This window comes from Streptomyces sp. NPDC003036 (assembly GCF_040611175.1).
In the GTDB taxonomy this organism is placed as follows: domain Bacteria; phylum Actinomycetota; class Actinomycetes; order Streptomycetales; family Streptomycetaceae; genus Streptomyces.
In genome coordinates, this window is sequence record NZ_JBEXNO010000053.1 from 1 (window position 1) to 24,645 (window position 24,645).

Annotated in this window: 22 protein-coding genes; 10 read left to right on the forward strand and 12 right to left on the reverse strand. The window is 73.2% G+C overall.

Translation table 11 applies throughout. The features are described from left to right. Nucleotides 1-47 precede the first annotated feature (47 nt). The 5 genes from ABZX67_RS29570 to ABZX67_RS29590 form a co-directional block, all read right to left on the reverse strand. Nucleotides 48-3,146 carry an efflux RND transporter permease subunit gene (locus ABZX67_RS29570; protein ID WP_355366508.1) on the reverse strand — a complete coding sequence of 1,033 codons (3,099 nt, stop codon included), beginning with the start codon at nucleotides 3,144-3,146 and terminating at the stop codon, nucleotides 48-50. Between the two features lie 120 nt (nucleotides 3,147-3,266). Further along, nucleotides 3,267-3,941 carry a response regulator transcription factor gene (locus ABZX67_RS29575; RefSeq protein ID WP_355366511.1) on the reverse strand — a complete coding sequence of 225 codons (675 nt, stop codon included), beginning with the start codon at nucleotides 3,939-3,941 and terminating at the stop codon, nucleotides 3,267-3,269. Continuing rightward, entirely contained in the window at nucleotides 3,938-5,164 is a 1,227-nt protein-coding gene (locus ABZX67_RS29580) for a sensor histidine kinase (RefSeq protein WP_355366514.1), read from the reverse strand. The genes ABZX67_RS29575 and ABZX67_RS29580 overlap by 4 nt, the downstream gene beginning before the upstream one ends. Before the next feature lie 97 nt (nucleotides 5,165-5,261). Then, a complete protein-coding gene (locus ABZX67_RS29585) occupies nucleotides 5,262-5,540 on the reverse strand; it encodes a hypothetical protein (protein ID WP_355366517.1) in 279 nt (92 codons plus the stop codon). 13 nt (nucleotides 5,541-5,553) lie between these two features. Continuing rightward, on the reverse strand, nucleotides 5,554-6,348 hold the full coding sequence (locus ABZX67_RS29590; protein WP_355366520.1) for a PspA/IM30 family protein: 795 nt from the start codon (nucleotides 6,346-6,348) through the stop codon (nucleotides 5,554-5,556). Nucleotides 6,349-6,604: 256 nt separating this feature from the next. Here ABZX67_RS29590 and ABZX67_RS29595 point away from each other — a divergent pair, with 256 nt between their 5' ends. From ABZX67_RS29595 to ABZX67_RS29605, 3 genes are all read left to right on the forward strand, one after another. Beyond that, nucleotides 6,605-7,201: a DUF3043 domain-containing protein gene (locus ABZX67_RS29595; protein ID WP_355366523.1), complete on the forward strand. Its 597-nt coding sequence runs from the start codon at nucleotides 6,605-6,607 to the stop codon at nucleotides 7,199-7,201. Between the two features lie 71 nt (nucleotides 7,202-7,272). Then, a complete protein-coding gene (locus tag ABZX67_RS29600; RefSeq protein WP_355366526.1) occupies nucleotides 7,273-7,995 on the forward strand; it encodes a class I SAM-dependent methyltransferase in 723 nt (240 codons plus the stop codon). A gap of 94 nt (nucleotides 7,996-8,089) precedes the next feature. Continuing rightward, a complete protein-coding gene (locus tag ABZX67_RS29605; RefSeq protein WP_355366529.1) occupies nucleotides 8,090-9,139 on the forward strand; it encodes a trypsin-like peptidase domain-containing protein in 1,050 nt (349 codons plus the stop codon). Nucleotides 9,140-9,181: 42 nt separating this feature from the next. Here the strand turns inward: ABZX67_RS29605 and ABZX67_RS29610 are convergent, their stop codons facing one another. Continuing rightward, a complete protein-coding gene (locus ABZX67_RS29610; protein WP_355366532.1) occupies nucleotides 9,182-9,397 on the reverse strand; it encodes a hypothetical protein in 216 nt (71 codons plus the stop codon). A 91-nt stretch (nucleotides 9,398-9,488) separates the two neighbouring features. Between ABZX67_RS29610 and ABZX67_RS29615 the strand changes: the two genes are divergently transcribed. The 3 genes from ABZX67_RS29615 (at nucleotide 9,489) to ABZX67_RS29625 (ending at nucleotide 12,596) form a co-directional block, all read left to right on the forward strand. Further along, entirely contained in the window at nucleotides 9,489-10,688 is a 1,200-nt protein-coding gene (locus tag ABZX67_RS29615) for a bifunctional adenosylcobinamide kinase/adenosylcobinamide-phosphate guanylyltransferase (protein ID WP_355366535.1), read from the forward strand. A 17-nt stretch (nucleotides 10,689-10,705) separates the two neighbouring features. Beyond that, nucleotides 10,706-11,752: a nicotinate-nucleotide--dimethylbenzimidazole phosphoribosyltransferase gene (gene cobT / locus ABZX67_RS29620; RefSeq protein WP_355366538.1), complete on the forward strand. Its 1,047-nt coding sequence runs from the start codon at nucleotides 10,706-10,708 to the stop codon at nucleotides 11,750-11,752. Nucleotides 11,753-11,864: 112 nt separating this feature from the next. Next, the gene (locus ABZX67_RS29625) at nucleotides 11,865-12,596 is read left to right on the forward strand and encodes a hypothetical protein (protein ID WP_355366541.1); all 732 of its coding nucleotides are present in this window, start codon (nucleotides 11,865-11,867) and stop codon (nucleotides 12,594-12,596) included. Here the strand turns inward: ABZX67_RS29625 and ABZX67_RS29630 are convergent. Beyond that, nucleotides 12,508-13,287 (reverse strand): hypothetical protein, encoded by a 780-nt coding sequence (locus tag ABZX67_RS29630; protein ID WP_355366544.1) that lies wholly within the window; start codon nucleotides 13,285-13,287, stop codon nucleotides 12,508-12,510. The genes ABZX67_RS29625 and ABZX67_RS29630 overlap by 89 nt on opposite strands. Before the next feature lie 52 nt (nucleotides 13,288-13,339). On the opposite strand from ABZX67_RS29630, the gene cobS reads away from it, so the two are divergent. Together cobS and ABZX67_RS29640 are read left to right on the forward strand one after the other, a co-directional pair. After that, nucleotides 13,340-14,125, forward strand: a complete 786-nt coding sequence (gene cobS / locus ABZX67_RS29635; protein ID WP_355366614.1) for an adenosylcobinamide-GDP ribazoletransferase — start codon at nucleotides 13,340-13,342, stop codon at nucleotides 14,123-14,125. A 60-nt stretch (nucleotides 14,126-14,185) separates the two neighbouring features. Further along, complete coding sequence (locus ABZX67_RS29640; RefSeq protein ID WP_165260076.1) at nucleotides 14,186-14,389, forward strand: cold-shock protein; 204 nt, start codon at nucleotides 14,186-14,188, stop codon at nucleotides 14,387-14,389. Between the two features lie 18 nt (nucleotides 14,390-14,407). Here ABZX67_RS29640 and ABZX67_RS29645 read toward each other — a convergent pair whose 3' ends face one another. Genes ABZX67_RS29645 through ABZX67_RS29665 form a run of 5 tightly spaced genes read right to left on the reverse strand, consistent with a single transcriptional unit; the run spans nucleotide 14,408 to nucleotide 20,888 of the window. Next, nucleotides 14,408-15,205: an endo alpha-1,4 polygalactosaminidase gene (locus ABZX67_RS29645; RefSeq protein WP_355366548.1), complete on the reverse strand. Its 798-nt coding sequence runs from the start codon at nucleotides 15,203-15,205 to the stop codon at nucleotides 14,408-14,410. Beyond that, the gene (locus ABZX67_RS29650) at nucleotides 15,202-15,822 is read right to left on the reverse strand and encodes a spherulation-specific family 4 protein (protein ID WP_355366551.1); all 621 of its coding nucleotides are present in this window, start codon (nucleotides 15,820-15,822) and stop codon (nucleotides 15,202-15,204) included. Before ABZX67_RS29650 ends, ABZX67_RS29645 begins: the two co-directional genes overlap by 4 nt. Nucleotides 15,823-15,841: 19 nt before the next feature. Continuing rightward, nucleotides 15,842-17,296: a hypothetical protein gene (locus tag ABZX67_RS29655; protein WP_355366554.1), complete on the reverse strand. Its 1,455-nt coding sequence runs from the start codon at nucleotides 17,294-17,296 to the stop codon at nucleotides 15,842-15,844. Next, on the reverse strand, nucleotides 17,297-18,808 hold the full coding sequence (gene pelF / locus ABZX67_RS29660; protein ID WP_355366557.1) for a GT4 family glycosyltransferase PelF: 1,512 nt from the start codon (nucleotides 18,806-18,808) through the stop codon (nucleotides 17,297-17,299). A 37-nt stretch (nucleotides 18,809-18,845) separates the two neighbouring features. Next, complete coding sequence (locus tag ABZX67_RS29665) at nucleotides 18,846-20,888, reverse strand: hypothetical protein (RefSeq protein ID WP_355366560.1); 2,043 nt, start codon at nucleotides 20,886-20,888, stop codon at nucleotides 18,846-18,848. A gap of 348 nt (nucleotides 20,889-21,236) precedes the next feature. On the opposite strand from ABZX67_RS29665, the gene ABZX67_RS29670 reads away from it, so the two are divergent. Together ABZX67_RS29670 and lpdA are read left to right on the forward strand one after the other, a co-directional pair. After that, nucleotides 21,237-22,760 (forward strand): leucyl aminopeptidase, encoded by a 1,524-nt coding sequence (locus ABZX67_RS29670; protein ID WP_355366563.1) that lies wholly within the window; start codon nucleotides 21,237-21,239, stop codon nucleotides 22,758-22,760. 460 nt (nucleotides 22,761-23,220) lie between these two features. Beyond that, a complete protein-coding gene (lpdA, locus tag ABZX67_RS29675) occupies nucleotides 23,221-24,609 on the forward strand; it encodes a dihydrolipoyl dehydrogenase (RefSeq protein WP_355366566.1) in 1,389 nt (462 codons plus the stop codon). Nucleotides 24,610-24,645: the final 36 nt, after the last annotated feature.

Below are 24,645 nucleotides of genomic sequence, written 5' to 3' on the forward strand. Positions count from 1 at the left end.
CCGGGGGGGCGGGGCGCCCCGCCGTGGGGGGCCGCCCCTCACGCTGTTCACACCGCGGCCGGTGTCCGCTCCGGCTCACGGGCCGCGGCACGGGCGGCGCGCTTGCTGCGGCGGCGTTCCTTGCGGAGCTCCACCATCGCGTACAGCGTCGGCACCAGCAGCAGCGTGAGCAGCGTCGACGTCACCAGGCCGCCGATCACCACCACCGCGAGCGGCTGGGCGATGAAGCCGCCCTCGCCCGTGATGCCCAGGGCCATCGGGAGCAGGGCGAAGATCGTCGCCAGGGCGGTCATCAGGATCGGGCGCAGGCGGTGGCGGCCGCCCTCGACGACCGACTCGATGACGCCGAGGCCCTGTGCCCGGTACTGGTTGATCAGGTCGATCAGCACGATGGCGTTGGTGACGACGATGCCGATCAGCATCAGCATGCCGATCATCGCCGGGACGCCCATCGCCGTGCCCGTGGCGACCAGCAGGCCGATGGCGCCGGTGGCCGCGAACGGGATGGAGACCAGCAGGATCAGCGGCTGCACCAGCGACTTGAAGGTCGCCACCAGCAGCATGAAGACGATCGCGATGGCCGCCAGCATCGCCAGGCCCAGGTTGGCGAACGCCTCCTCCTGATCCTCCGACACACCGCCGATGGTGGCGGTGGCGCCGTCGGGCAGGTCCAGCGCGTTGATCTTCGACTGGAGCGCGGCGCTGACCGCGCCGGTGTTGTCACCGGTCGGCTTCGCCGTGATGGTCGCGGCCCGCGAGCCGTCGATGCGGGTCATCGAGACCGGGCCGGGGACCAGCTTCACCTCCGCGATGTCGCCGAGCTTCACCGGGCCGAGGGGCAGCTGCTGGAGCTGGGCCATCGTCCTCGCCGGCGCGGCGGAGGTGATGACGACATCGCGCTCGGTGTCGTCCAGGATCGCCTTGCCCGCCGGGGTGCCGCGTACCGCCTGGGCGACCGCCATGCCGAGCGCCGCGTCGTTGAAGCCGGCCTCGGCCGCCTTGGCGGTGGCCTTGACCGAGACGCGCGGGACCGACTGCGACAGGTCGCTCTGGACGTCGGTGACGTCGTCCAGCTCGGCGACCTCGGCGCGCACCTGGTCGGCGGCCTTCTTCAGGGTGGCGGCGTCGGCGGCCTTGACCACGACGCTCAGGTCCTGGTTGCCGAAGCCGTCGCCGGCCGCGATGGTCGTGTCGCCGATGCCGTCGAGTTTGCCGAGCTCGGCGTCGAGGTGGTCGCGGACCTGTCCGTACGAGGCCGAGTCCGCGAGCGTCACCTGGTACGAGGCCTGGTTGGCGCCCGTGCCGCCGCCGAAGGCGGCCATGAAGCCGGAGGAGCCGACGGTGACCTGGTAGTCCTTCACCCCGGCGGCGTCGGCCAGGACCTTCTCGACCTTCTTCGCCGCGGCGTCGGCCGCCTCCAGGCTGGTGCCGGCGGGCAGCTCCTGCTTGATGGAGAGGACCTCCTGCTCGCCCTGGTCGAAGAAGTTCGTCTTCAGCAGCGGGGCCATGCCGAAGGTGCCCACGAGGACGACGATCGCGAGGGCCACGCTGGTGAGGCGGCGCCGGGTCGCGAACCGCAGCACCGGCACGTACATGCGCTGCAGGACGCTGCGGTTCTCCTTCTCCTCCGCCTGGCGGCGCGCCTCCTCCGGGTCCGCGGACGTGCCCTTGGGGGCGCGCAGGAACCAGTACGACAGGACGGGCACGACCGTCAGCGAGACGAGCAGGGAGGCGAGCAGGGCGGCGGTGACGGTGAGGGAGAACGAGCCGAACAGCTCGCCCACCATGCCGCCGACCAGGCCGATCGGCAGGAAGACGGCGACGGTGGTGAGGGTGGAGGAGGTGACGGCGCCCGCCACCTCGCGGACCGCCGTGAGGATCGCCGCCTGGCGCTCCTCGCCGTAGCCGAGGTGCCGCTTGATGTTCTCCAGGACCACGATCGAGTCGTCGACGACCCGGCCGATGGCGATGGTCAGCGCGCCGAGCGTCAGCATGTTGAGCGAGAGGTCCCGCGTCCACAGCACGATCAGGGCGAGGACGACGGAGAGCGGGATGGAGACCGCGGTGACCAGGGTGGAGCGGAGGGACGCCAGGAAGACCAGGATGACGATGACGGCGAAGAGGAGGCCGAGGGCGCCCTCGGTGGTCAGGCCGGAGATCGACTTGGAGACCGCCGGGCCCTGGTCGGAGACGACCGTCAGCTCGGCGCCCGAGCCCAGGTCCTCGCGCAGCTCGGGCAGCTTGGCCTTGACCGCCTCGGAGATGGCGACGGCGCTGCCGTCGTTGTCCATGGTGGCCATGACGGCGAGGCTCGGCTTGCCGTTCGTACGGGTGAGGGAGACTCGGCGGGACTCCTCCTGCTTCACGGTGGCGAGGTCGCCGAGGCGGACCGCGTCGCCCTTGGCGGGCTTGATCCGCAGGTCCTGGATCTGCTCCAGCGAGGTGAAGCCGCCGCCGACCTGGACCGTGCGGCTCTGGCCCGCCTCGGAGAAGGAGCCGGCCGGGACGGTCGCGCCGCCCGCCTTCAGCGCCTCGGCCAGGGTCATGGCGTTCAACCCGGCCGCGGCGAGCTTGCGGTCGTCGGGCGTGATGGAGACCTGGAGGTCCTGGACGCCGTCGATGGAGACCTGGCCGACGCCGTCGATGTCCTCCAGGGCCGGGACGACGGTCCGCTCCAGCTGGTCGGCGAGCGCCTGCTGGTCCTTGGTGGAGGTGACGGCGAGGACGACGGTCGGGATGTCGTCGGTCGAGCCGGCCACGACCTGCGGGTCCACCTCCTGGGGCAGCTGCGCGCGGGCGCGGTTCACGGCCTGCTGCACGTCGGCGACGAGCTGCTTGGTGTCCGCGTCGCCGTAGTCGAAGGTGGCCATGATGAGGGCGTTGCCCTCGCTGGCCGTGGAGGTGACGCCCTTGACGCCGTCGACGGCCTTGATCGTGGACTCGAGCGGTTCGACGACCTGCTTCTCCACCACGTCGGGGGACGCGCCCTGGTAGGGGGCGAGGACCGACACCATCGGCAGCTCGATGGAGGGCAGCAGCTGTTGCTTGAGCTGCGGGATGGCGATCGCCCCGAAGACGATCGCCACGATCGATATCAGCCCGACCAGGGCCCGTTGCGCGAGGCTGAATCTGGACAGCCAGGACATGGGGTCTCTCTTCTGTGGCGGATCGGCAGGTCTTTCACACGATCAGCCATGGAGGGGAGGGTTCCGTCGCCCCCAGGTCCCGTTTGCTTACGCCCGGCATACACCGGATGGAGTACTCGCTCACTCCGCCCTGGGGCGTACCAGGCCGGTTTCGTACGCCGTGACGACCAGCTGGGCGCGGTCGCGCGCGCCGAGCTTGGCCATGGCGCGGTTGACGTGGGTCTTGACGGTGAGGGGGCTCACTTCGAGGCGGTCGGCGATCTCGTCGTTGGAGCGACCGCCGGCGACGAGGACCAGGACCTCCCGTTCCCGTACGGTCAGGGCGGCGAGGCGGTCCGAGTACGTGGACGGCTCCGTGGTGTCCTTCTGGGTGAGGAACCTGGCGATCAGAGCCTTGGTCGCGGCCGGTGAGAGCAGCGCCTCCCCGGCGGCGGCGATCCGGATGGCGCTCAGCAGTTCGTCGGGCTCGGCGCCCTTGCCGAGGAAGCCGGAGGCCCCGGCGCGCAGCGACTGGACCACGTACTCGTCCACCTCGAAGGTCGTCAGCATGACGACGCGCACGCCGGCCAGGTCCGGGTCCGCGCTGATCATGCGGGTGGCGGCGAGGCCGTCCGTGCCGGGCATCCGGATGTCCATCAGGACGACGTCGGCCCGCTGCGTGCGGGCGAGGGCGACCGCCTCGGCGCCGTCCGCCGCCTCGCCGACCACCTCCATGTCGGGCTCCGAGTCCACCAGGACCTTGAACGCGCTGCGCAGCAGTGCCTGGTCGTCGGCGAGCAGCACCCTGATGGTCACGTGGCCTCCCCTGTGGTTGCGGTGAGGGGAAGTATCGCGTGGACGCGGAAACCGCCTCCGTAGCGGGGGGCGGCGGTGAGGCTGCCGCCGAGGGCGGTGGCGCGTTCGCGCATGCCGAGGAGGCCGTGGCCGCCGCTCTCCTCGGCGGAGGGTGCCGGTACGCCGTTGTCGAGGACCGTCACCTCCAGCGTCCGGCCCACCCGGACGACGCTCACCTCGGCCGTGGCGTCCGGACCGGCGTGCTTGCGGACGTTGGTCAGCGCCTCCTGGATGATCCGGTACGCGGCGAGGTCGACGGCCGCCGGGAGCGCGGTGTCCTGGTCCGTGCGGGCCAGCTGCACCGGGAGGCCGGCGTTCCGGAAGGTGGCGAGCAGCTCGTCCAGGACGGCGAGGCCGGGCGCCGGTTCGGTGGGCGCCTCCGGGTCGCCGGACTGGCGGAGCAGGCCGACGGTGGCGCGGAGCTCGTCGAGGGCGGAGCGGCTGGCCTCGCGGACGTGCGCGAGGGCTTCCTTGGCCTGGTCCGGGCGCTTGTCCATGACGTGGGCCGCGACCCCGGCCTGGACGTTGACGAGCGCGATGTGGTGCGCGACCACGTCGTGCAGGTCGCGGGCGATGCGCAGCCGCTCCTCGGCGACCCGGCGGCGGGCCTCCTCCTCGCGGGTGCGCTCGGCGCGTTCGGCGCGCTCGCGGATGGCGTCGACGAAGGCGCGGCGGCTGCGCACGGCGTCGCCCGCGGCGGCCGCCATGCCGGTCCAGGCGAAGACGCCGAGGTTCTCCTGGCTGTACCAGGGCGCGGAGCCGGACAGCATCGCCGTGCCCGTCAGCACCGTCATCGTCAGCAGGCCGACCCGCCAGGTGGTGGGGCGGTCGGTGCGCGAGGCGACGGTGTAGAGGGCGACGACGGCGCTCATCGCGACCGGGGCCGGCGGGTCCTCGGCGATGTGCTCCACGAGCGTGACCGCGCCGGTGCACAGCAGGACGCCCAGGGGGTTGCGGCGGCGCAGGACCAGGGCCGCCGCGCCGACCAGCATGAGGAGCACGCTGATCGCCCCGGGGGTGCGCCCGCCGAAGTCGGGCCCCCCGTGCGGGCCGCCGTGCCGGTCGACGAACGAACCGGCGACCATGCACACCAGCACGGCGAGGGCCAGGGCGCCGTCGAACGCCAGGGGATGCTCGCGCAGCCAGCACCGCCCGCGAGCGAGCGGGGTTCCGAGGGTGGTCACGGGAGAGAACCGTACGGCCTGGCACGGCGCCGGGAAGCACCCGTGCCCCGACCCGGTCGTCCGGGGCGGGGCACGGGCGAAGTGCCGGGGGTGGCCGTCAGCCGGGGATGAGGCCGTCGTCGGAGAGCATCTCGCGGACTTCTTCGAGCGTCGCGTCAGGGGCGGGCAGGATCAGCTCGGAGGGTTCGAGGGAGTCGTCCGGCAGCGGCTCGCCGAGCGTCCGTACGGTGTCCAGCAGAGCGTGGAACGTACGGCGGAAGCCCTCCCCGTCGCCGTTCTCCATCTCGGCGAGCAGTTCGTCGTCGAGCTTGTTCAGTTCGGCGAAGTGGCTGTCCGCCACCCGCAGCTGACCCTCCCCCATGATCCTCACGATCATGACGCGACCGTCCTTACTGCTTGTCGAACCGGGTCGGGGACTGCTCCTGGGACTGGTCCTGCGGCGTGGCGCCGCCGCCCTCGATGGCCTGCTGCGAGGAGGATCCCCCGGCGAGCTCCGCCTTCATGCGCTGGAGCTCCAGCTCCACGTCCGTACCGCCCGACAGGCGGTCCAGCTCGGCCTGGATGTCGTCCTTCTGGAGCCCGGAGTGGTCGTCGAGCGCGCCGGAGGCGAGCAGCTCGTCGATCGCGCCGGCCCGCGCCTGGAGCTGCGCGGTCTTGTCCTCGGCACGCTGGATGGCGACGCCGACGTCGCTCATCTCCTCCGAGATGCCGGAGAAGGACTCGGCGATCCGGGTCTGCGCCTGGGCGGCGGTGTACGTGGCCTTGATGGTCTCCTTCTTCGTACGGAAGGCGTCCACCTTGGCCTGGAGCCGCTGCGCCGCGAGCGTCAGCTTCTCCTCCTCGCCCTGGAGGGTCTGGTGCTGCGTCTCCAGGTCCGACACCTGCTGCTGGAGCGCCGCCTTGCGGGACAGCGCCTCGCGCGCCAGGTCCTCGCGGCCCAGGGCCAGCGCCTTGCGGCCCTGGTCCTCGAGCTTGGCGGACTGGGACTGGAGCTGGTTCAGCTGGAGCTCCAGTCGCTTGCGGGAGGTCGCCACGTCGGCGACGCCGCGGCGCACCTTCTGGAGCAGCTCGAGCTGCTTCTGGTACGAGTAGTCGAGGGTCTCGCGCGGATCCTCGGCCCGGTCAAGGGCCTTGTTGGCCTTCGCGCGGAAGATCATCCCCATACGCTTCATGACACCGCTCATGGGCTTCGCGCGCCCCCTTCGTGACGGACTTCGGCTCCAGCACTCCAACAGAACCCACAGTACGGGCCCTGCATCCATTACCGCACTGTTCGGGCGGGGATGCGCTCATCCCCAAGGACGACTGCGGACGGCTCGTGATCCGGCGCAAGGAGTAGGGGTTCCGGCTGGATCCCTTGTACGGGTGGACGCAGGCTGTTGCCGGATCGTTCCCCGCGGGGGTGGGGCGCATGCCGGGTACCCCGTACCCTTGGGCTTTGTGTTCCGTAGCCGTTCGAAGGATGAGAAGGCCCCCACCGACAAGGTGACGGCGGACCTCTCCAAGCAGCCCCGCGACCCCCAGGCCCCCAAGGGCCGCCCGACCCCGAAGCGGAGTGAGGCCCAGACGCAGCGCCGCCGTGCGCAGACCGTACCGTCCGACCGCAAGGAGGCCATGCGCCGCCAGCGCGAGGCCCGCCGCGCGGACCTGGCCAAGCAGCGCGAGGCGCTGGCCAGTGGTGACGAGCGCTACCTGCCCGTCCGCGACAAGGGCCCGGTCCGCCGCTTCGTGCGCGACTTCGTCGACTCGCGGTTCTGCGTCGCCGAGTTCTTCCTGCCGCTGGCCGTGGTGATCCTGGTCCTGTCCATGGTCCGGTCCGCGCAGATGCAGAACATCGCCCTGCTGCTGTGGCTGGGCGTCATCGCCATGATCGTCGTGGACTCGGTGGGCATCTGGATCCGGCTGAAGAAGCAGCTGGGCGAGCGCTTCCCCAACGAGCCCAAGCGCGGTGCCATCGCGTACGGCCTGATGCGTACGCTCCAGATGCGCCGACTGCGGCTGCCCAAGCCGCAGGTCAAGCGCGGAGAGCGGCCCTGAGCACGCAGGTCTCCGGCTTCGGAGGCGCTTCGGGGAGCTGGCTCGACGGGCTCGGCGGACTGCGCAACACGGTGCGCCAGGAGCTCGTCGCCCGCCAGCTGGACGAGCAGATAACCGCCCGCTACCCCGTGGGGCAGCGGCTGCGGATACTCGACGTCGGCATGGGCCAGGGCACGCAGGCCCTGCGCCTGGCCCGGGCGGGGCACACCGTCACCGGGCTGGAGTCCGACCCCGAGATGCTGCGGTACGCGCGCGAGGCGCTGGCGACCGAGCCGGCGGGCATCAGGGACCGGGTCCGCCTCATCGAGGGGGACGGCCGGGAGACCGGCGTGCACTTCCTGCCGGGCAGCTTCGACGTGGTGCTGTGCCACGGCGTGCTGATGTACGTGGAGGAGCGCGACGCCATGCTCGCGGGTCTCGCCCGCATGCTGGCGCCGGGCGGCCTGCTGTCGCTGCTCGTACGGAACGCGGACGCGCTGGCGATGCGGCCGGGGCTGGCCGGGGACTGGTCCACGGCGCTGGCGGCGTTCGAGTCGGACGCCTACGTCAACCGGCTCGGGCTGCCGGCGCGGGCCGACCGGCTGGGGGCGCTGACCGCGACGCTCGCGGGGATCGCGGCGCCGCTGCACGCCTGGTACGGCGTGCGGGTCTTCACCGACAACGTGCCGAACGCAGAGGGTCTGCCGGCCGCCGAGGAGCTGGAGCTCCTGCTCGCGGCGGAGGACCGCGCAGGCCGCACGGACCCGTACCGCCGGGTGGCGGCGCTGCTGCACCTGTGCGGCGTGCGGGGCTGACGCCGGCCCCCTGAGGGGCCGACCTTGGGCGGCCGCCCCCTGATCGGATGCGCTGGGCGGGCCGTGGTGGGTGGTTCCGACGGAGACTCGCGGCATGAGCGTGACCGCTGCCGTACGCCTGCTGGTGCCGCTGCTGCCCGTGACCGCCGCCGCCGTGCTGCTGGGCGGCTGCGTGGACCCGGCGCCGCCGCCCGCGGCGCCCGCCCCGGCCGCGCGGGCGGCCGGGGAGCTGGAGGAGGACTACCGCAACGTCATCCGGGACGTCCTGCCGTCGGTCGTGCAGATCGAGGCGGGGCAGGGGATCGGTTCCGGGGTGGTGTGGGACAACCAGGGTCATATCGTGACGAACGCTCACGTGGTGGGCGAGGAGCGGTCGTTCCGGGTCACCGTCGCGACGGGCGAGGAGGCGCTGGCCGCCCGGCTGGTCTCCAGCTATCCCGAGCAGGACCTCGCGGTCATCCGGCTGGACGCGCCGCCGCCGGGGCTGAAGCCGGCGAGGTTCGGCGACTCGTCGAAGGTCGAGGTGGGCCAGATCGTCCTGGCGATGGGGTCGCCGCTGGGCCTGTCCGGCAGCGTCACGCAGGGCATCGTGTCGGCGACCGGCCGCACGGTGAGCGAGGGCGGCGCGGGCGGCGGGACGGGCGCGACCATCGGGAACATGGTGCAGACGTCGGCGGCGATCAACCCGGGCAACAGCGGGGGCGCGCTGGTCAACCTGGCGGGCGAGGTCATCGGCATCCCGACGCTGGCGGCCACCGAGCCGGGCCGGAGCGGCAGTACGGCGCCGGGCATCGGCTTCGCGATCCCGTCCTCCATGGTCCGGACGATCGCGGACCAGATCGTCCGCACCGGCCGGGTCACGCACTCGGGCCGCGCGGCCCTCGGCATCGCCGGCCGCACCGTCCTGGACGACGAGTACCGGCCGGCGGGCGTGGCGATCGTCGAGGTGGCGCGGGGCGGCGCGGCGGCGGGCGCGGGGCTGCGGGCCGGCGACATCATCACCCGCGTCGGTGACACGGACATCACCACGATCACCTCGCTGCTGGAGGCGCTGGCGTCCGCGAAGCCCGGCGACCGGGTGCCGGTGGCGTACGTCAGGGACGGGCGGCGGGGGACGGTGACGGTGACGCTCGGCGAGATGTAGCACCTCGCCCCCGTACGAAGCCCCCCGCGCGCCCTGACGGGCTCAGCCCGCGGCCTCGGCCTCGCGCAGGCTCATCGGGCCGTAGATCTTCGTCTCGTCCTCGTAGAGGTGGACCTGCTCCACACCCTCGTCGAGGAGGTTCTTCCAGGTCTCACCGAGCCAGGACTCCGCGTCGCCCTGGGTGGTGAACTCCTCCGGCTGGGTTGCCGGCTGGACCTCCGTGCCGTCGGACCTCTCGAATCGCCACGTCCATGCCATGTGCGCCTCCCGGGTTCACCAGGTGATCGGTTTCCTGCCCGCAGCGTAGCCGGGCGCGCACCCCGTGCGGGGACGCGGGAGGATCATCCCTGTGGAACTGACTCTCCTCGGCACCGGCGCCCCCGACGGGCTGCCCCGCCCCGACTGCCCCTGCGCCCGGTGCGCCGTCGCCCGTGGCGCGGACGCGCGCGCCGCGACCGCGCTGCTCGTGGACGGGGCGCTGCTGCTCGATCTGACGCCCGGGGCCGCGCTGGCCGCCGCGCGGGCCGGGCGGTCGCTCGGCGGCGTACGGCAGGTGCTGCTCACGCACCCGCACGACGGGCCGGCCGTGGAGCTGCCGGCCGGGCTGCCGGCGGCCGGGCGGGTGCCCGACGGGCGGGAGCTGACGCTGATCAGCGGCCACCGGGTGCGGGCCGTGCCGATGGACGCGCCGGGGACCGGGTACGAGGTCACCTCACCGGACGGGCTGCGGCTGCTGTACCTGCCGCCCGGCGCCGCCCCGGCGGGCGTGAGCGAGGCCGGGAACGCGTACGACATGGTCCTGGGCGACGTGGTGGGGCGGCCGGACGGGGTGGCCCGGCTGCGCGGCGCGGGAGCGATCGGGGCCGCCACCGACGTCGTCGCCGTCCACCTGGACCACGACGTGCCGCCCGGGCCCGAGCTGGACCGGCGGCTGGCCGCCGCCGGGGCGCGGGCCGTGCCGGACGGGACGACGCTGATCGTGGGCGACTACCAGGATGTCCCGGACATACCGCGCCGCACGCTCGTCACCGGCGGGGCCCGCTCGGGCAAGTCGCTGGAGGCCGAGCGGCGCCTGGAAGCCTTCCCGGAGGTGGTGTACGTCGCGACCGGCGGGACCCGCGACGGTGACGCCGAGTGGGCGGCCCGGGTGAGCGTGCACCGCAACCGGCGCCCCGGGTCCTGGCACACCGAGGAGACCTGCGACCTGGCCCCGCTGCTGCGCGGCGACGGGCCGCCGCTGCTGATCGACTGCCTGTCGCTGTGGCTGACGGACGCGATGGACCGGGTCGGGGCGTGGGAGGACGCCACCTGGGCGGGGGGCGGGGAGCGCGCGCTGCGCGAGCGGGTCGCCGAGCTGGTCGCGGCGGTGCGCGCCACGCGCCGTACGGTCGTCGCGGTGACCAACGAGGTGGGCGCGGGGGTGGTGCCCGCGAGCGCGGCCGGGCGGCGCTTCCGCGACGAGCTCGGACGGCTCAACGCGGCCTTCGCCGACGAGTGCGAGCACGTCCTGTACGTCGTCGCCGGTCAGGCCCTCGTGCTCCGCGGCTGACCGGTACTGTTCGGCGAATGAGCAGGCTGAATCTCGACGACTTCTCCGAACTGATCGAGCGCCCCGACAGCGCCACGCGGCGTGACGCCGAGGAACGCCGGGAGCGCCTCGCCGTCCCGCCCGGTGCGCTCGGCCGTCTCGACGAGCTGGGCGAGTGGCTGTCGGCCGCCCAGGGGGCCGTCCCGGTGCGGGCGATCGAGCGGCCGCGCGTGGTGCTGTTCGCCGGTGATCACGGAGTGGCCGGGCTGGGCGTGTCGGGCCGGCCCGAGGGCGGCGCGCAGGCGCTGGTGCGCGCCGTGCTGGACGGCGCGAGCCCCGTGGCGGTCCTCGCGCGGCGGATGGACGTCCCGGTGCGGGTCGTCGACGCGGGACTGGACTGCGACCCGGAGCTGCTGCCCGAGGACGTCGTACGCCACCGGGTGCGGCGCGGCAGCGGCCGGATCGACATCGAGGACGCGCTGACGCCGGAGGAGGCCGAGCAGGCGGTGCGCCTCGGCATGGCGATCGCCGACGAGGAGGCCGACTCGGGCACCGACCTGGTGGTGCTGGGCGACCTCAGCGTCGGCGGCACCACCCCCGCGAGCACGCTCATCGCCGCCCTGTGCGGCACGGACGCCTCCGTGGTGACGGGCCGGGGCGGCGCCGGGATCGACGACCTGGCGTGGATGCGCAAGTGCGCGGCGATCCGCGACGCGCTGCGCCGGGCGCGCCCGGTCTTGGGCGACCAGCTGGAGCTGCTGGCGGCGGTCGGCGGCGCGGACCTGGCGGCGATGACGGGCTTCCTGCTCCAGAGCGCGGTCCGGCGGATGCCGGTGATCCTGGACGGCGTGGTGTCGGCGGCGTGCGCGCTGGTCGCGCAGCGGGCGGCGTTCCGGGCGCCGGACTGGTGGCTGGCGGGCCAGGTGAGCGGCGAGCCGGCGCAGGGCAAGGCGCTGGACCGGATGGCGCTCAACCCGCTGCTGGACCACGGCGTGACCGTCGGCGAGGGGACCGGGGCGCTGCTCGCGCTGCCGCTGGTGCAGGCGGCCGCGGCGCTGGCGGCGGAGCTGCCCGAGCGGGACTGAGCTCCCGGCCCCGGGCGGAGAGATGGGGATCACGCGGCGGCCGGACAACTTCCCGGCCGCCGCTTCGGTCTTCGCACGTGCTCGACGCCGTGCCGATCCCCCGGGAGCCCCGATGCCGTTCGTCCGCCGCGCGCTGCGCCGTGAGTGGGGACCGCTGTACGCGGCGGTACGCGCGGGGCTCGTCGCCCGCGGGTGGCGGGCGATCCCCCTGACGCTGTGCGCCGTCACGCTGACCGGGCTCTTCCAGCTCGTACAGAACCAGTCCTGGGGCTACGGCCTCATCCAGGGCATCGGCTCGGTCCGGGCCGAGGACCCGCTGTGGCTCGCGCTGCTGCGCACGCCCCTCTCCCTCTTCGTACCGGCGCTGCACCTGCCGGTGTGGGGCGCGCTGGCGCAGGTGCTGCTGGTGTTCGGGATCGCCGAGATCTGCCTGGGGCGGGCGCGCACGCTGCTCGTCGCGTACGCCGCGACGCTGGCCGGGACGATGTACGCGCGGATCGGCATCGCGCTCGGGCCGGACGCGCCGCTGGGGCTCGGGCTGCCGGCGTCCGACGCGCGGGTCGTCGACACCGGCCCGTCGGCGGCGGTCGTCGGTCTGGCGGTCGTCGTGTGCTGGCGCCACCGGGCCTGGCTGACAGGCAGCCTGGTCGTGGTGGCGATGATCGTCGAGGTGATCTTCAAGAGCAACCTCGCGGGCAAGGAGCACCTGGCGGCGATCGGGGCGGTGCTGGTGGGATGCGCCGTGTGCGAGGCGCTCAGTGCCTCCGGTCGTCGTGGGACGAACGCCGCAGTTGCTGGACGCGGTCGGGCGCCCCGGCGATCAGGTCCTGGAAGCGGTTCCTGACGGCGTTCCAGCGGCGGTCGTGGTGGTAGGCGCGCAGGCCCGCCCGGGCGCGGGCGCGGGGCCTGCGGCGGTAGAGGCGGCGGGCCCACAGGGAGTCGGGGCGGGCCAGCCGAAGGGCGCCGAAGACGGCGACCGGCAGCACGAACAGGCCGATGATCGCCATCCGGAACTTCCCCTTGAAGAGGGTGACCAGCACGAAGAGGAAGTTCAGCGCGAAGTTCACGATGAGGCTGCTGCGGCTCTGCCGCTCCTCGGGGCTGACCTCGTCCACGCCGAGCGGTGAGAAGCCGAGCAGGGCGAGCAGGAGCAGCGCGGTGGTGAGGACCACGACCTCCACGCTCTTGCGGCCCTCCTCGGTCCAGTAGACGTCGTCCAGGTGGACGATCAGCGCGAACTCGTCGAGGACCAGGCCCGCGCCGATGCCGAGGACCACCGCGCAGACGATCGACGCGGCACCGTGCCGGCCGACGGCGACCGCGCCGAAACCACCGATCAGGGTGAGGACGACCCCCGGGATCACATGGTGGATGTGCAGCCCGCCCGGGGTGACATTGCGGAACGGCCCCTTCCCGGCGCGGATCAGCCGGGTGACCGTACGGGTGAGCAGGAAGGTCAGCACGAAGGAGGACAGGGCGACGAGCAGGGGCAGCTTCCCCGGCTCGACGATGTTGCGGTAGAACCAGTGACCCATCCCGCTCCCTCCATGATCGCGCCTTCTAGCGACTACCCTGCGCCCGGTGACCATGCCCCGCACCCGCACGAACCTCGACGGCATACGTTTCGCCTTCGGCACCCTCACCGTGCTGCCCGTCCACGTCTCCCGCTGGGACCGCGAGGCGGCCCGCGCCGGAATGCAGGCCGCGCCCCTCGCCGGGCTGGTGGTGGGCCTGTGCGCGGCGGCGGCCGGCGCCCTGGCCCTGCTGCTCGGGGCGGGGCCGCTGCTCGCGGCCGTCGCCTCGGCCGCCGTTCCGGCCGTGCTCACCCGGGGCCTGCATCTGGACGGGCTCGCGGACACGGCGGACGGGCTGGGCAGCGGCAAGCCCGCCGAGGACGCGCTGCGGATCATGAAGCAGTCCGACATCGGGCCCTTCGGCGTCATCACGCTGCTCTTCGTGCTCCTCGCCCAGGTGGCCGCGCTGTACGAGCTGTACGGGGAGGGCTGGGCGTACGGCGCGGTCGCGGCCGCCCTGAGCGGAACGGTCGCCCGGCTCGCACTCACCCTCGCCTCGCGCGCCTCCGTCCCGGCGGCCCGGCCCGAAGGTCTGGGCGCGGTGGTGGCGGGGACGGTGCCGGGGCGGGCCGCGCTGGGCGTGGCGGCGCTGGTGGGGTGCGCGGCGGCCGGGGCGGGGGCGCTGTTCGGTCCGTACGACGCCCTGCGTCACGTGCTGGCGGGGCTGGTGGCCCTGGTGGTGGCGGAGGCGCTGCTGCGGCGCTGTGTGCGCCGGTTCGGCGGCGTGACGGGGGATGTCTTCGGCGCGGTGGCGGAGACGGCGGCGACGGCGGTGCTGGTGGTGCTGACGTTGGGCTAAGGCGTGTTTGAGCCGCGCGGGAACCTGGTAGTCGGGGATCGAGGAAGAAGGAGAAGGATCATGGCAACCGGCACTGTGAAGTGGTTCAACGCGGAAAAGGGCTTCGGCTTCATCGAGCAGGACGGCGGCGGCCCCGACGTGTTCGTCCACTACTCGGCGATCGCCAGCACGGGGTACCGCGAGCTCAACGAGGGCCAGAAGGTCCAATTCGACGTCACGCAGGGCCCGAAGGGGCCGCAGGCGGAGAACGTCACACCGGCCTGAGAAACCGCTGCCGAGCACTCAGCAGGGGTCGCGCCAGGCGCCGAGCTCGTACCGCTTCAGTATCGAGCTCATCCCCAGCCGCTCGGCCTGAGGGCAGAACGCCCGCGTCGGCAGCTCGTACTCGACGTGGAAGACGGCCTTGCCCGCTGTCAGGAAGGGGCGCAGGCGCTCGCACTCCCGGAACTGGGCGCACTGTTCGTTGACCGCGAAGTCGAAGTCCTGGACCAGGTCGCCGATCTGGTCCAGGTCGTTCTTCAGGCCGACGGCGAGTCCGCGCTCGTGGGCGAGGCGGGCGATGAGGCGGTTGTAGCGGAGCTGGTCGGCGGCGGTGAGGGGGAAGCCGGTGTCGTTGGCGTACCCGTCCATGTTGTCGGGCTCCACGGCGTCGAAGCCCTTCTCCCGGCACATGTCGAGGCGGGCGGCCATCAGCGGTTCGAGGACGTCGGTGCGGCGGATGTCGAGCCAGCGCTCGCCCTTCCAGCCGTTGCCGCGCCCGACGACCTCCTTGGGGAACCGCGCGGCGTCGGGCCGCCAGTCCTCCCAGGCGCCGGTGGAGAGGTAGCAGATCACCTTGCGGCCGCGCCGGTGGAGGTCGGCGACCGTGGCCCCGGTGTGGTCGAAGCCGTCGATGTCGTACACCGGTACGTCGACGGTCGGGTCGAGGCGGCCGCTGAGCTGCCACTGCCAGGGCTGGCCCGGCTTCGGCTGCCAGCGGCGGCCCTCGTGCGGCGTGGGCGGCTCCGGGTCCGAGGGGCTCGTACACGCCGTCGCGAGCAGCAGCAGCGCGACCGCGAAGAGCAGGACGCGGCGTGTCATGGGCGCCGCCTCCCGCCGGCCAGGGCGTGCGGCAGCGTCCCCCACGGGTGGGCGCCCGCGCCCGGGACGGCGCACCGGACGCGGGTGGTGACGCGGGCGTCGGGCGGGGCCGCGTAGACGAGGTGGCAGTAGTGGTCGGCGAGCGGGAGGTCCTGGGCGCGGTAGGCGTCCCAGGGGCCCTCGAAGGTGACGAGCAGGTCGGCCAGCCCGGCGTACGCGGGGTGCGGGTGAGCCCCGTGGTTGAGGACGAGCGTGGCGGCGCCGGCGGCGCGGGCGGCCACGCCCAGGCGCCGGTAGTGCGGGGCGAGGTGCGGGTCGGTCGGGACCTGGTCGAGGAAGGCGCCGTCGGCGCCGTACCAGTCGCGGTGGCGGACCAGGTCGGTGAGGACGTCGGCGTGCGGGCGGCGGCCGTAGTCGGTGTCGGTGTAGCCGAGGACGCACACCCCGGCCGCGCGCAGCCGGTCGGCGACCGTCACGAAGGCGGGGTCGGGGGCCGCGCCCGCGCCGCTCGCGGGGTTGAGCACGACGCCGTAGAGCAGCGGCGCGGCGGCGATGATGGCGTCCCATTCGGCGGGGCGGTCGGCGGGGTGCTCGTAGTAGGGCACCAGCAGGTCCACGGGCGTTTCCTTACGTCGTTCAGGCGCGGTGGGTGGTCGCCCGTCCGAGCAGTACCCACCCGAGGGCGGCCAGTACCGCGGCCGCCGTCCCGGCGATGACCGCGCCGGCCGCCCTCGGGTCGCCCGTGCCCGTCGCCAGGGAGACCGTCTGGGCCCCGGTCGCCGCCACGCACACCAGCGCCGCGCTGAGCGCCGCCCCGAAGGACTGCAGCAGCAGGGCGGCCCACAGGACGGTCCCGATGAGCAGCAGCGACACCAGCCGCAGCCCGCCCAGCTCGGGCGCGCCCGGCCACAGCAGCGTCCCGGCGAGGGCCAGAGCCGACAGCACGGTGAGGTACGCGGTGAGGCACAGCGCCAGCGTGGTGGCGGTGGTGCGGCGGAAGGCGCGGGCGGTGGTGCTGGCCCGCAGCCCGGCGAGGCTCTCGCTGCGGAAGCGGTGCAGCAGCCACTCGGCGGGGCCCATCGAGAGGGTGAGCGCGACGGCGGAGGGCGCCGCGACCACGGCGCCGGGTCCGTCGGCGAGGACGTCGCCGAGCGCGGCGTACAGCACGAGCCCGCCGGTGCCGAGCCCGAAGAGGCCGTACGGCAGCGACGCGGCGAGCCGGGGCGCGGCCCTCCCGGGCACGCCGGGTGCCGCGAGCGGCACCAGCACCCGCAGCGCGAGCGCCACGGCCGCGACGAGCGACGTGAGCAGCAGGGCGGTGCGCACGGCGAGCGGCGGGTCGTACCAGAACGCGACGGGGGCGCCCGCCGCGAGCGGCAGCAGCGCGCCCAGCAGGGCCTTCTCGCGGTCGAGGACCAGCAGGACGGTCGCGGCGGCCAGGTACAGGGCCTGCCCGGCGGCGAAGGCGGCGGCGCCCCACTCCCCCGGCCCGGTGGCGGCGACGGCGACGACCGCGCCGGCGAGGGCTCCGGCCGGGGCGCCGGTGAGCAGGGTGCGGGCGGCGGCCTGGCGGTCGCCGAGGCCGAGCCAGGAGTAGGCGCGGTGGGAGAGGGCCTGGTTCCACACCCAGCCGGTGACGGCCCCGGCGAGCAGCGGAACCGTTCCGGCGGGCAGTCCGAGCGCGCCGGGCGGGCCCGCGAGGAAGGGCGCGCCGAGGACGTACGCGAGGCCGGGCAGGGCGAAGACCAGGCCGCGCAGCAGGCAGCCGCCGAGGCCGGTGTGCCAAGGGTCGGTGGGCGGGCCGTCCGGTTCGGGGAAGCGCCGCTCCACGCGGGTGTAGAGGTCCTCGGCGAGGGCGAAGGAGTCCGGGCGGCCGTAGGTGAGCCGTATGTGGTCGTCGGTCATGCCGTCGGATTCGAGGATGGCGGCTATCTCGTCGGGGTGGACGGCGGCCGCTATCAGGTCCTCCAGGCGGTGGGCGAGTTCGTCGATCGGATCGGGCGCGGCCCAGCTGGGGCGGGGGCGCGGGATCGCCGGAAGGGTCCCGGTGACGCCGGGGGCGGGCGGGGTGAGCCAGAGGGAGCCGCTCATTCACGCCGTCCGATCGAGTTCGCGGTACCAAGGATCGGGGATGCGGAGCTGGAGGGTCCAGTCGTCCGGCTCGGCCACGGGGGCCTCGGGCACTCCGGCCAGCTCCCGGTAGATGCGGCGGAAGCCGTCGACGGAGCGGTGCAGCGTGAACCGGTCGATCACCCGCTGCCGGGCCCGGCGGCCGAGCTCGGCCCGCCGCTCCCCGTCGCGCAGCAGCGCCATGACGGCCTCGGCCATGACGGCGGGTTCGCGCGGCGGGACGACGAGACCGGTGTCGCCGACGGCCTCCCGTACCCCGCCCACATCGGTGGAGACGGTGGCGCGGCCGCAGGACATGGCCTCGATGAGCGAGAAGGGGAACCCTTCGCTGATGGAGGAGAGCATCACCACGCTGCCCGCCGCGTAGGCGGACGCCACGTCGGAGATCCGGCCCTCGTACGCGATGCCGTCCGTGACGCCGAGCTCGGCGGCGAGCTTCTCCAGCCGGGTGCGGTAGTCCTCGTTCCCGGCCGGGACGGGCCCGAACAGCCGCAGCCGCAGCTCGGGCAGTTCCGCTCGGGCGATGGCGTACGCCCGGATCAGGGTCTCCAGGTCCTTGATGGGGTCGACGCGGCCGCACCAGCTGAGGGTGGGGACGGCGGGCTCCGGGCCGGCGAGCGGGAAGGCGTGCGGGTCGACGCCGTTGTAGACGGTGCGGATGCGGTCGGCGGGGGCGCCGCCGCGCTCCTCCCAGCGCCGGTTGTACTGGTTGCACGGGGTGATGAGGTCGGCCTTGCGGTAGCCGAGGGAGTTGAGCTCCCGGTAGAAGCCGAGCATCAGGGCCTTGACGGGCCACCGCTGGGCTTCGGTGCGGTAGCCGAGGTAGCGCTCGCGGAGGTAGATGCCGTGCTCGGTGAGGAGGAACGGGACGCCGTCGAAGTGCTGGGCGGCGAGCGCGGGGAGGGTGGCGAGGCCGCTGGAGACGGCGTGGGCGACGCTGTCGTCGGGGATGCGGGCCGCGAGCGGCCGCAGCGCGTGTTCGAGGAGGTCGGTGGCGGTCAGGGCGTCGTGGACGGTGGGGCGGGCGGCGGCGGTCCGCAGGTGCGGCATGGTCCATATCCACATCAGCGACCGCAGCACCGACTCGGAGCGCAGGGCGGAGGAGAGCCGTCCGCGGCGGGCGAGCGCGGCCAGGGCGTACAGGCCCTCGCCGAAGTCGCAGCCGGCGGACGGGTCGAGTATGGAGAGCAGGAACCGCTCGTAGGTGTCGGTGAAGCGGCGCCGCTCGCGTCCGATCAGCGGCCGCCCGCGCCCCGGCGCCGGGCCCCACAGGGGGAAGGCGGTGTGGCGGCGGATGTTGGGCGGCAGCTCCCAGGTGACGGGCTCGCGGCCGCTGCCGGTGAGGGCGAGGATCTGGAAGTCCACCTCGGGCATGCCGCGGACGAGCTGGTCGCACCAGGTGCTGACGCCGCCGTGGACGTGCGGATAGGTGCCTTCGGTGAGCATGGTGACATGGCGGCCTGTGGTCGGCATGCGGTTCCCCCCCGGGAGTGAGCTCGTCAGGCGCTGGTCAGGCGGTCGGCAGCGTGAGGGTGATCGCCGTCTGGAAGGTGTCGGGAGCGGTCCAGGCGGAGCGGGCCCCGGCGTAGGGCGTGCCGAACGCCGTCGAACCGAGCAGCTGCTGTTTGCGGGTCCCTTCGGGCGCGGTGACCGGGGCGGTCACGCCGGCCGGCGCCTTGACGGTGACGGTGGTGCCGATGCGGTACGCGGTGACCTTGCCGTCCGCGAGGGCCTGCTCCCAGGCGGCGCGGCGCGCCAGTTCCATACCGATGTCGCGGTGGCGGGGGTTGACGAGAGGGGTGCTCTCCGCGAACAGGGCGCGGTGGTCGGCGAGGACCTTGTCGAGGACGGGGTAGAGGAGCCGCTCCTCGGCGAGGTTGGACTGGTGGACGTAGTGGGGGCGCGGGTCGTTGGCCATGACGTGGCTCAGCGCGATGCGGGCCTCCTGCGGGACGATGTGCCCGGCGTACCCGGTGCGCACGTCGAGCGGCTCGTCGAGGCAGGAGGAGGCGGGGTTGGTTTCGCAGACGCCGCTGCCGCCGTCCTCCTTCGAGGTGTAGATCCAGTTGTACTCGTCCGTCATCTCCTCGGCCGTCCCGACGTTGTAGTACACGTTCATCGGGTGGCGCGGCACGGTCTTCGCGGCGCCCACGGCCCGCTGCCGCGGCTCGCGGGAGTTGTCGCTCGCGATCCAGCGGACCCCGGTGTCGGAGAGCGCCCCGGGGAGGTTCGGGTTGTCGGCGGGCTGCTGCGGCAGGGTCTTCAGGCCCGAGTGCTCGCCGGTGACGAGCTCGGTGCGGTCCACGGCGAGGCCCTTGTTCACAGCCCAGGTGTGGTTGTCGCGGATCTGGGCGGCGATCTCGGCGCGGCTCATCCAGCGGGTGTTGCCGTACGCGTCCTTGGCGCACCGCCACGGCACGGTGGAGGTGTCCTGGACGCAGCCGAGGAAGGGGTGCGTGTAGGTGTGGTTGACCCAGCGGTACCGCGCCCGGTCCGCGAGCAGCTGGGTGGTGAGCGGGTCGGTGCCCCCGTGCTCGGCCTTCCACTCCTCGCCGGAGCCCGCGTTGTAGACCATGTCGAGGGTGAAGCCGCTCGCCCTCTGCCACTGGGCGGCGTACTGCGCGTCGGCCGACGTCATACGGATCGGCGGCGTCCCCTCGCCGTCACCGCCCGCGCAGTCGACGCCGCCGGGCGTGCAGTTGCGGACGGTGTCCCAGCGGGCGTCGGGGGCGAAGACGTCGTCGACATGGACGGAAAGGTAGTTCCGGCTCTGCCCGAGGTGTACGCCCTGAGTCAGCCATTCCACGATGCCCCTGGCCAGGGCCCGGAACTGCCGCTGGTGGCGGTTGTAGGCGAAGGTGACGACCAGCTCGCGCCGCCCGTCGTGGGCGTACTCGCCGAGGAGGCTGGCCCGGCCGCCGCCGTCGCCGGTGGCCACGTCCAGGTAGCTGGTGTAGCCGGCGCGGGGGCGTCCGGCGTACCCGTAACTCTCGGAGACGTCCGGGTCGTTGTTTTCGAAGACGACCGGCCCGTCGAGGTACCGGAAGGGCCCGGCCTTCCCGGCGGCGGTGAGGGCGGTCTCCACGCCGTCGAACACGCCGGAGCGGCCGCCGTCGCCGGCGTACTCCAGGCCGACGCCGGGGTGGGCCCAGGTGTACGCGTCGACCTGCGGGATCGCGTACGTCCGCTCGTACGCGGTGAGCGCGGCCCGCTCCGCCGCGGACAGCCCCTGGGGTGCCTCGTCGGGCAGCACCACGCCTTGGTACTTGGCGCGCGGCCGCCCGTCGACCGTGTCGGCGAGGAACGCGGCGTCGATGACGGGCCGGCCCGGGTCGCCGAGCCGGACCGCGCGGTACGGCGTGCCGGAACCCTTCAGTTCGGATGTGAGGGCCTCCACCGCGCCGCCGCCGTCGTCCACGACGAGCACCGTGAGGTCGATACGGGGCGCGGGCTCGGCCGCCGCCGCGCGGGCCGCCGGGAGCGCGCCGGTCAGGAGCACCGCGGCCAGCAGCGCGGCCGCCGTACGCCCGGCCCGGAATGCGTGGACGTGCATGTCTTTCCCCCCTCGCGAGACCCGCCGGTGCGCGTGGGGGCGCCCGGAGGATCTGTGGAGATGATGCAAAGGGCCGGATCGCTCCCTTGCAGGATTGAGCAGAGTGTGACTGAGCTCTCACCCATATGGGGTGGCAAACATGAAAGAGACACCACGGATGAGTGAATCACCGTCACCGTGAGCGAGACGGGAGTGCGCGCGTAGGCTCGTCCTCGGCGTTCCCCGGGCCGAATTACGATGCGACGGGCAAGGTCGGCCCACCCCTCGACCGTACCTCGGCCGTGCCACGGCCGTACGCCAGCCGCACACGCCGCCCGACCACTCAAACGGAAGCGAGATTTCACCACCGTGACTGCTCTCACTCTCAGCACCGCCGGCGCGGCGACACTGCGCGCCGACACTCTCGTCGTCGGCGTCGCCAAGAGCCCGCAGGGCGGCAAGGGGCTCGTCGTCGCACCCGGCGCCGAGGCCGTCGACCAGGCGTTCGACGGCAAGCTCGCCGGCGTCCTGGAGACCCTCGGTGCCTCCGGGGCCGAGGGCGAGGTGACCAAGGTGCCGTCGCCGTCCGGCCTGAAGGCCCCGGTCGTCCTCGCCGTCGGCCTCGGCCAGGCGCCCGAGAAGGACGACGAGACCTACACCGCCGAGACCCTGCGCCGCGCCGCCGGCGCCGCCGCCCGCGCGCTCGCCGGTACGAAGAAGGCCGGCTTCGCGCTGCCCGTCGAGGCCGTCGAGGACGCCGAGGCCATCGCCGAGGGCGCGCTGCTGGGCGCGTACGCCTTCACCGCGTACCGCGAGAAGGGCAAGGACGCCAAGGGCCCCCTCGCCGAGGTGGCGCTGCTGGGCGCGAAGCCCCGCGACAAGGCGTACAAGGCGGCGGCGGAGCGCGCGGTCGCGCTCGCCGAGGAGCTCAACCGCGCCCGCGACCTCATCAACACCCCGCCCAACGACCTCACCCCCGAGGCCTTCGCCGCCCTCGCCACCACGGCCGGCAAGGAGCACGGCCTCAAGGTGCAGGTGCTCGACGAGCGCGCCCTCGCCAAGGGCGGCTACGGCGGCATCCTCGGCGTCGGCGCCGGCTCGGCGAACCCGCCCCGGCTGGTGAAGCTCGCCTACACCCACCCCAAGGCCGAGAAGACGCTGGCGCTGGTCGGCAAGGGCATCACCTACGACTCGGGCGGCATCTCCCTGAAGCCCGCGGGCCACAACGAGACGATGAAGTGCGACATGAGCGGCGCCGCCGCCGTGTTCGCCGCCGTCGTCACCGCCGCCCGCCTCGGCCTGGAAGTGAACATCACCGGCTGGCTGGCGCTCGCCGAGAACATGCCGTCCGGCTCCGCCCTGCGCCCCGGCGACGTCCTGCGCATGTACAGCGGCAAGACGGTGGAGGTGCTCAACACCGACGCCGAGGGCCGGCTCGTGCTGGGCGACGCCCTCACCCGCGCCTCGGAGGAGCACCCCGACGCCATCGTCGACGTCGCGACGCTCACCGGCGCGATGGTGCTGGCGCTCGGCAACCGCACCTTCGGCGTCATGGCCAACGACGACGCCTTCCGCACCGCGGTCCACGAGATCGCGGAAGAGGCCGGCGAGCAGTCCTGGCCGATGCCGCTCCCCGCCGAGCTGCGCAAGGGCATGGACTCCCCCACGGCCGACATCGCCAACATGGGCGAGCGGATGGGCGGCGGCCTGGTCGCCGGCCTGTTCCTGAAGGAGTTCGTCGGCGAGGGCATCCCGTGGGCCCACCTCGACATCGCGGGCCCCGCCTTCAACGAGGGCGCCCCCTACGGCTACACCCCCAAGGGCGGCACCGGCTCGGCGGTCCGCACCCTGGTCAAGCTCGCGGAGCGGGTGGCGGCCGGCGACCTCGGTTGATCCCCCCCTTTTTTGGGCTCGGTTCGGCTCCGGGGCGCTAAAGCCGGTGTCGACGGTCGATCGTGCTCGGTCGCTCGTCCCTCGCGACCTCCGCGCGTTCTCCCTTTCGACACCGGCGGCGCCCCTTCGCCTCACTCGCCATAGGTTCGGGGGGTGAGGCGAGGGCGTACGGCTCCGGAGGCTTGCTCCCGGGGTCGTACGCCGTCGGGGCGGGTGCGGCTCCGGGGCGACGGAATCCGTAGGTTCGTACGCCTCGGCGGCCCGGGCGCGTGGACGATCAGCCGTCTCAGAGCCTGGCCCGGCGTCTCTTGTTCCGGCAACAAGTGCGAAGATGGGTTCTCGGCAGGACAGGGCCCCCACCACAGGGCCGAAGAATCAGCGGCCGAACACCAGCCGACCGGCCGGTCATCCCCCGAGGAAGGGGGCCCGGCGACCGGCGCACATGCATGGAGGACGTGACGTGGCGAACGACGCCAGCACCGTTTTCGACCTAGTGATCCTCGGCGGTGGCAGTGGCGGTTACGCCGCGGCCCTGCGGGGTGCGCAGCTGGGCCTGGACGTCGCACTGATCGAGAAGAACAAGCTCGGCGGCACCTGCCTGCACAACGGATGCATTCCCACGAAGGCCCTGCTCCACGCCGGTGAGATCGCGGACCAGGCCCGCGAGGCCGACCAGTTCGGCGTGCTCACGACCTTCGAGGGCATCGACATCAAGGCCGTCCACAAGTACAAGGACGACGTGATCGCCGGCCTGTACAAGGGTCTGCAGGGTCTGGTCGCCTCCCGCAAGGTGACCTACATCGAGGGTGAGGGCCGGCTCTCCTCCCCCACCTCCGTCGACGTGAACGGCCAGCGGGTCGAGGGCCGCCACATCCTCCTCGCCACCGGTTCCGTACCGAAGTCCCTCCCGGGCCTGGAGATCGACGGCAACCGCATCATCTCCTCGGACCACGCGCTGACCCTGGACCGGGTCCCGGAGTCCGCGATCATCCTGGGCGGCGGCGTCATCGGCGTCGAGTTCGCCTCCGCGTGGAAGTCCTTCGGCACCGACGTCACCATCATCGAGGGCCTGAAGCACCTCGTCCCGGTCGAGGACGAGAACAGCTCGAAGCTTCTTGAGCGCGCGTTCCGCAAGCGCGGCATCAAGTTCAACCTCGGCACCTTCTTCCAGAGCGCCGAGTACACCGACAACGGCGTCAAGGTCACCCTGGCGGACGGCAAGACCTTCGAGGCCGAGGTGCTGCTCGTCGCCATCGGCCGCGGCCCGGTCTCCGCCGGTCTCGGGTACGAGGAGCAGGGCGTCGCGATGGACCGCGGCTACGTCCTGGTCGACGAGTACATGCAGACCAACGTGGAGACGATCTCGGCCGTCGGCGACCTCGTCCCGACCCTCCAGCTCGCGCACGTCGGCTTCGCCGAGGGCATCCTGGTGGCGGAGCGGCTGGCCGGCCTGAAGCCGGTTCCGATCGACTACGACGGCGTGCCGCGGGTGACGTACTGCCACCCCGAGGTCGCCTCCGTGGGCATCACCGAGGCCAAGGCCAAGGAGATCTACGGCGCGGACAAGGTCGTCGCTCTGAAGTACAACCTCGCGGGCAACGGCAAGAGCAAGATCCTCAAGACGGCGGGCGAGATCAAGCTCGTGCAGGTCAAGGACGGGGCCGTGGTCGGCGTCCACATGGTCGGTGACCGCATGGGCGAGCAGGTCGGCGAAGCGCAGCTGATCTACAACTGGGAGGCGCTGCCGGCGGAGGTCGCGCAGCTCATCCACGCCCACCCGACGCAGAACGAGGCGCTCGGCGAGGCTCACCTGGCGCTGGCCGGCAAGCCCCTCCACTCCCACGACTGATCCGCTCAGTCCGGGCGCGACGACCACTTACCGCAA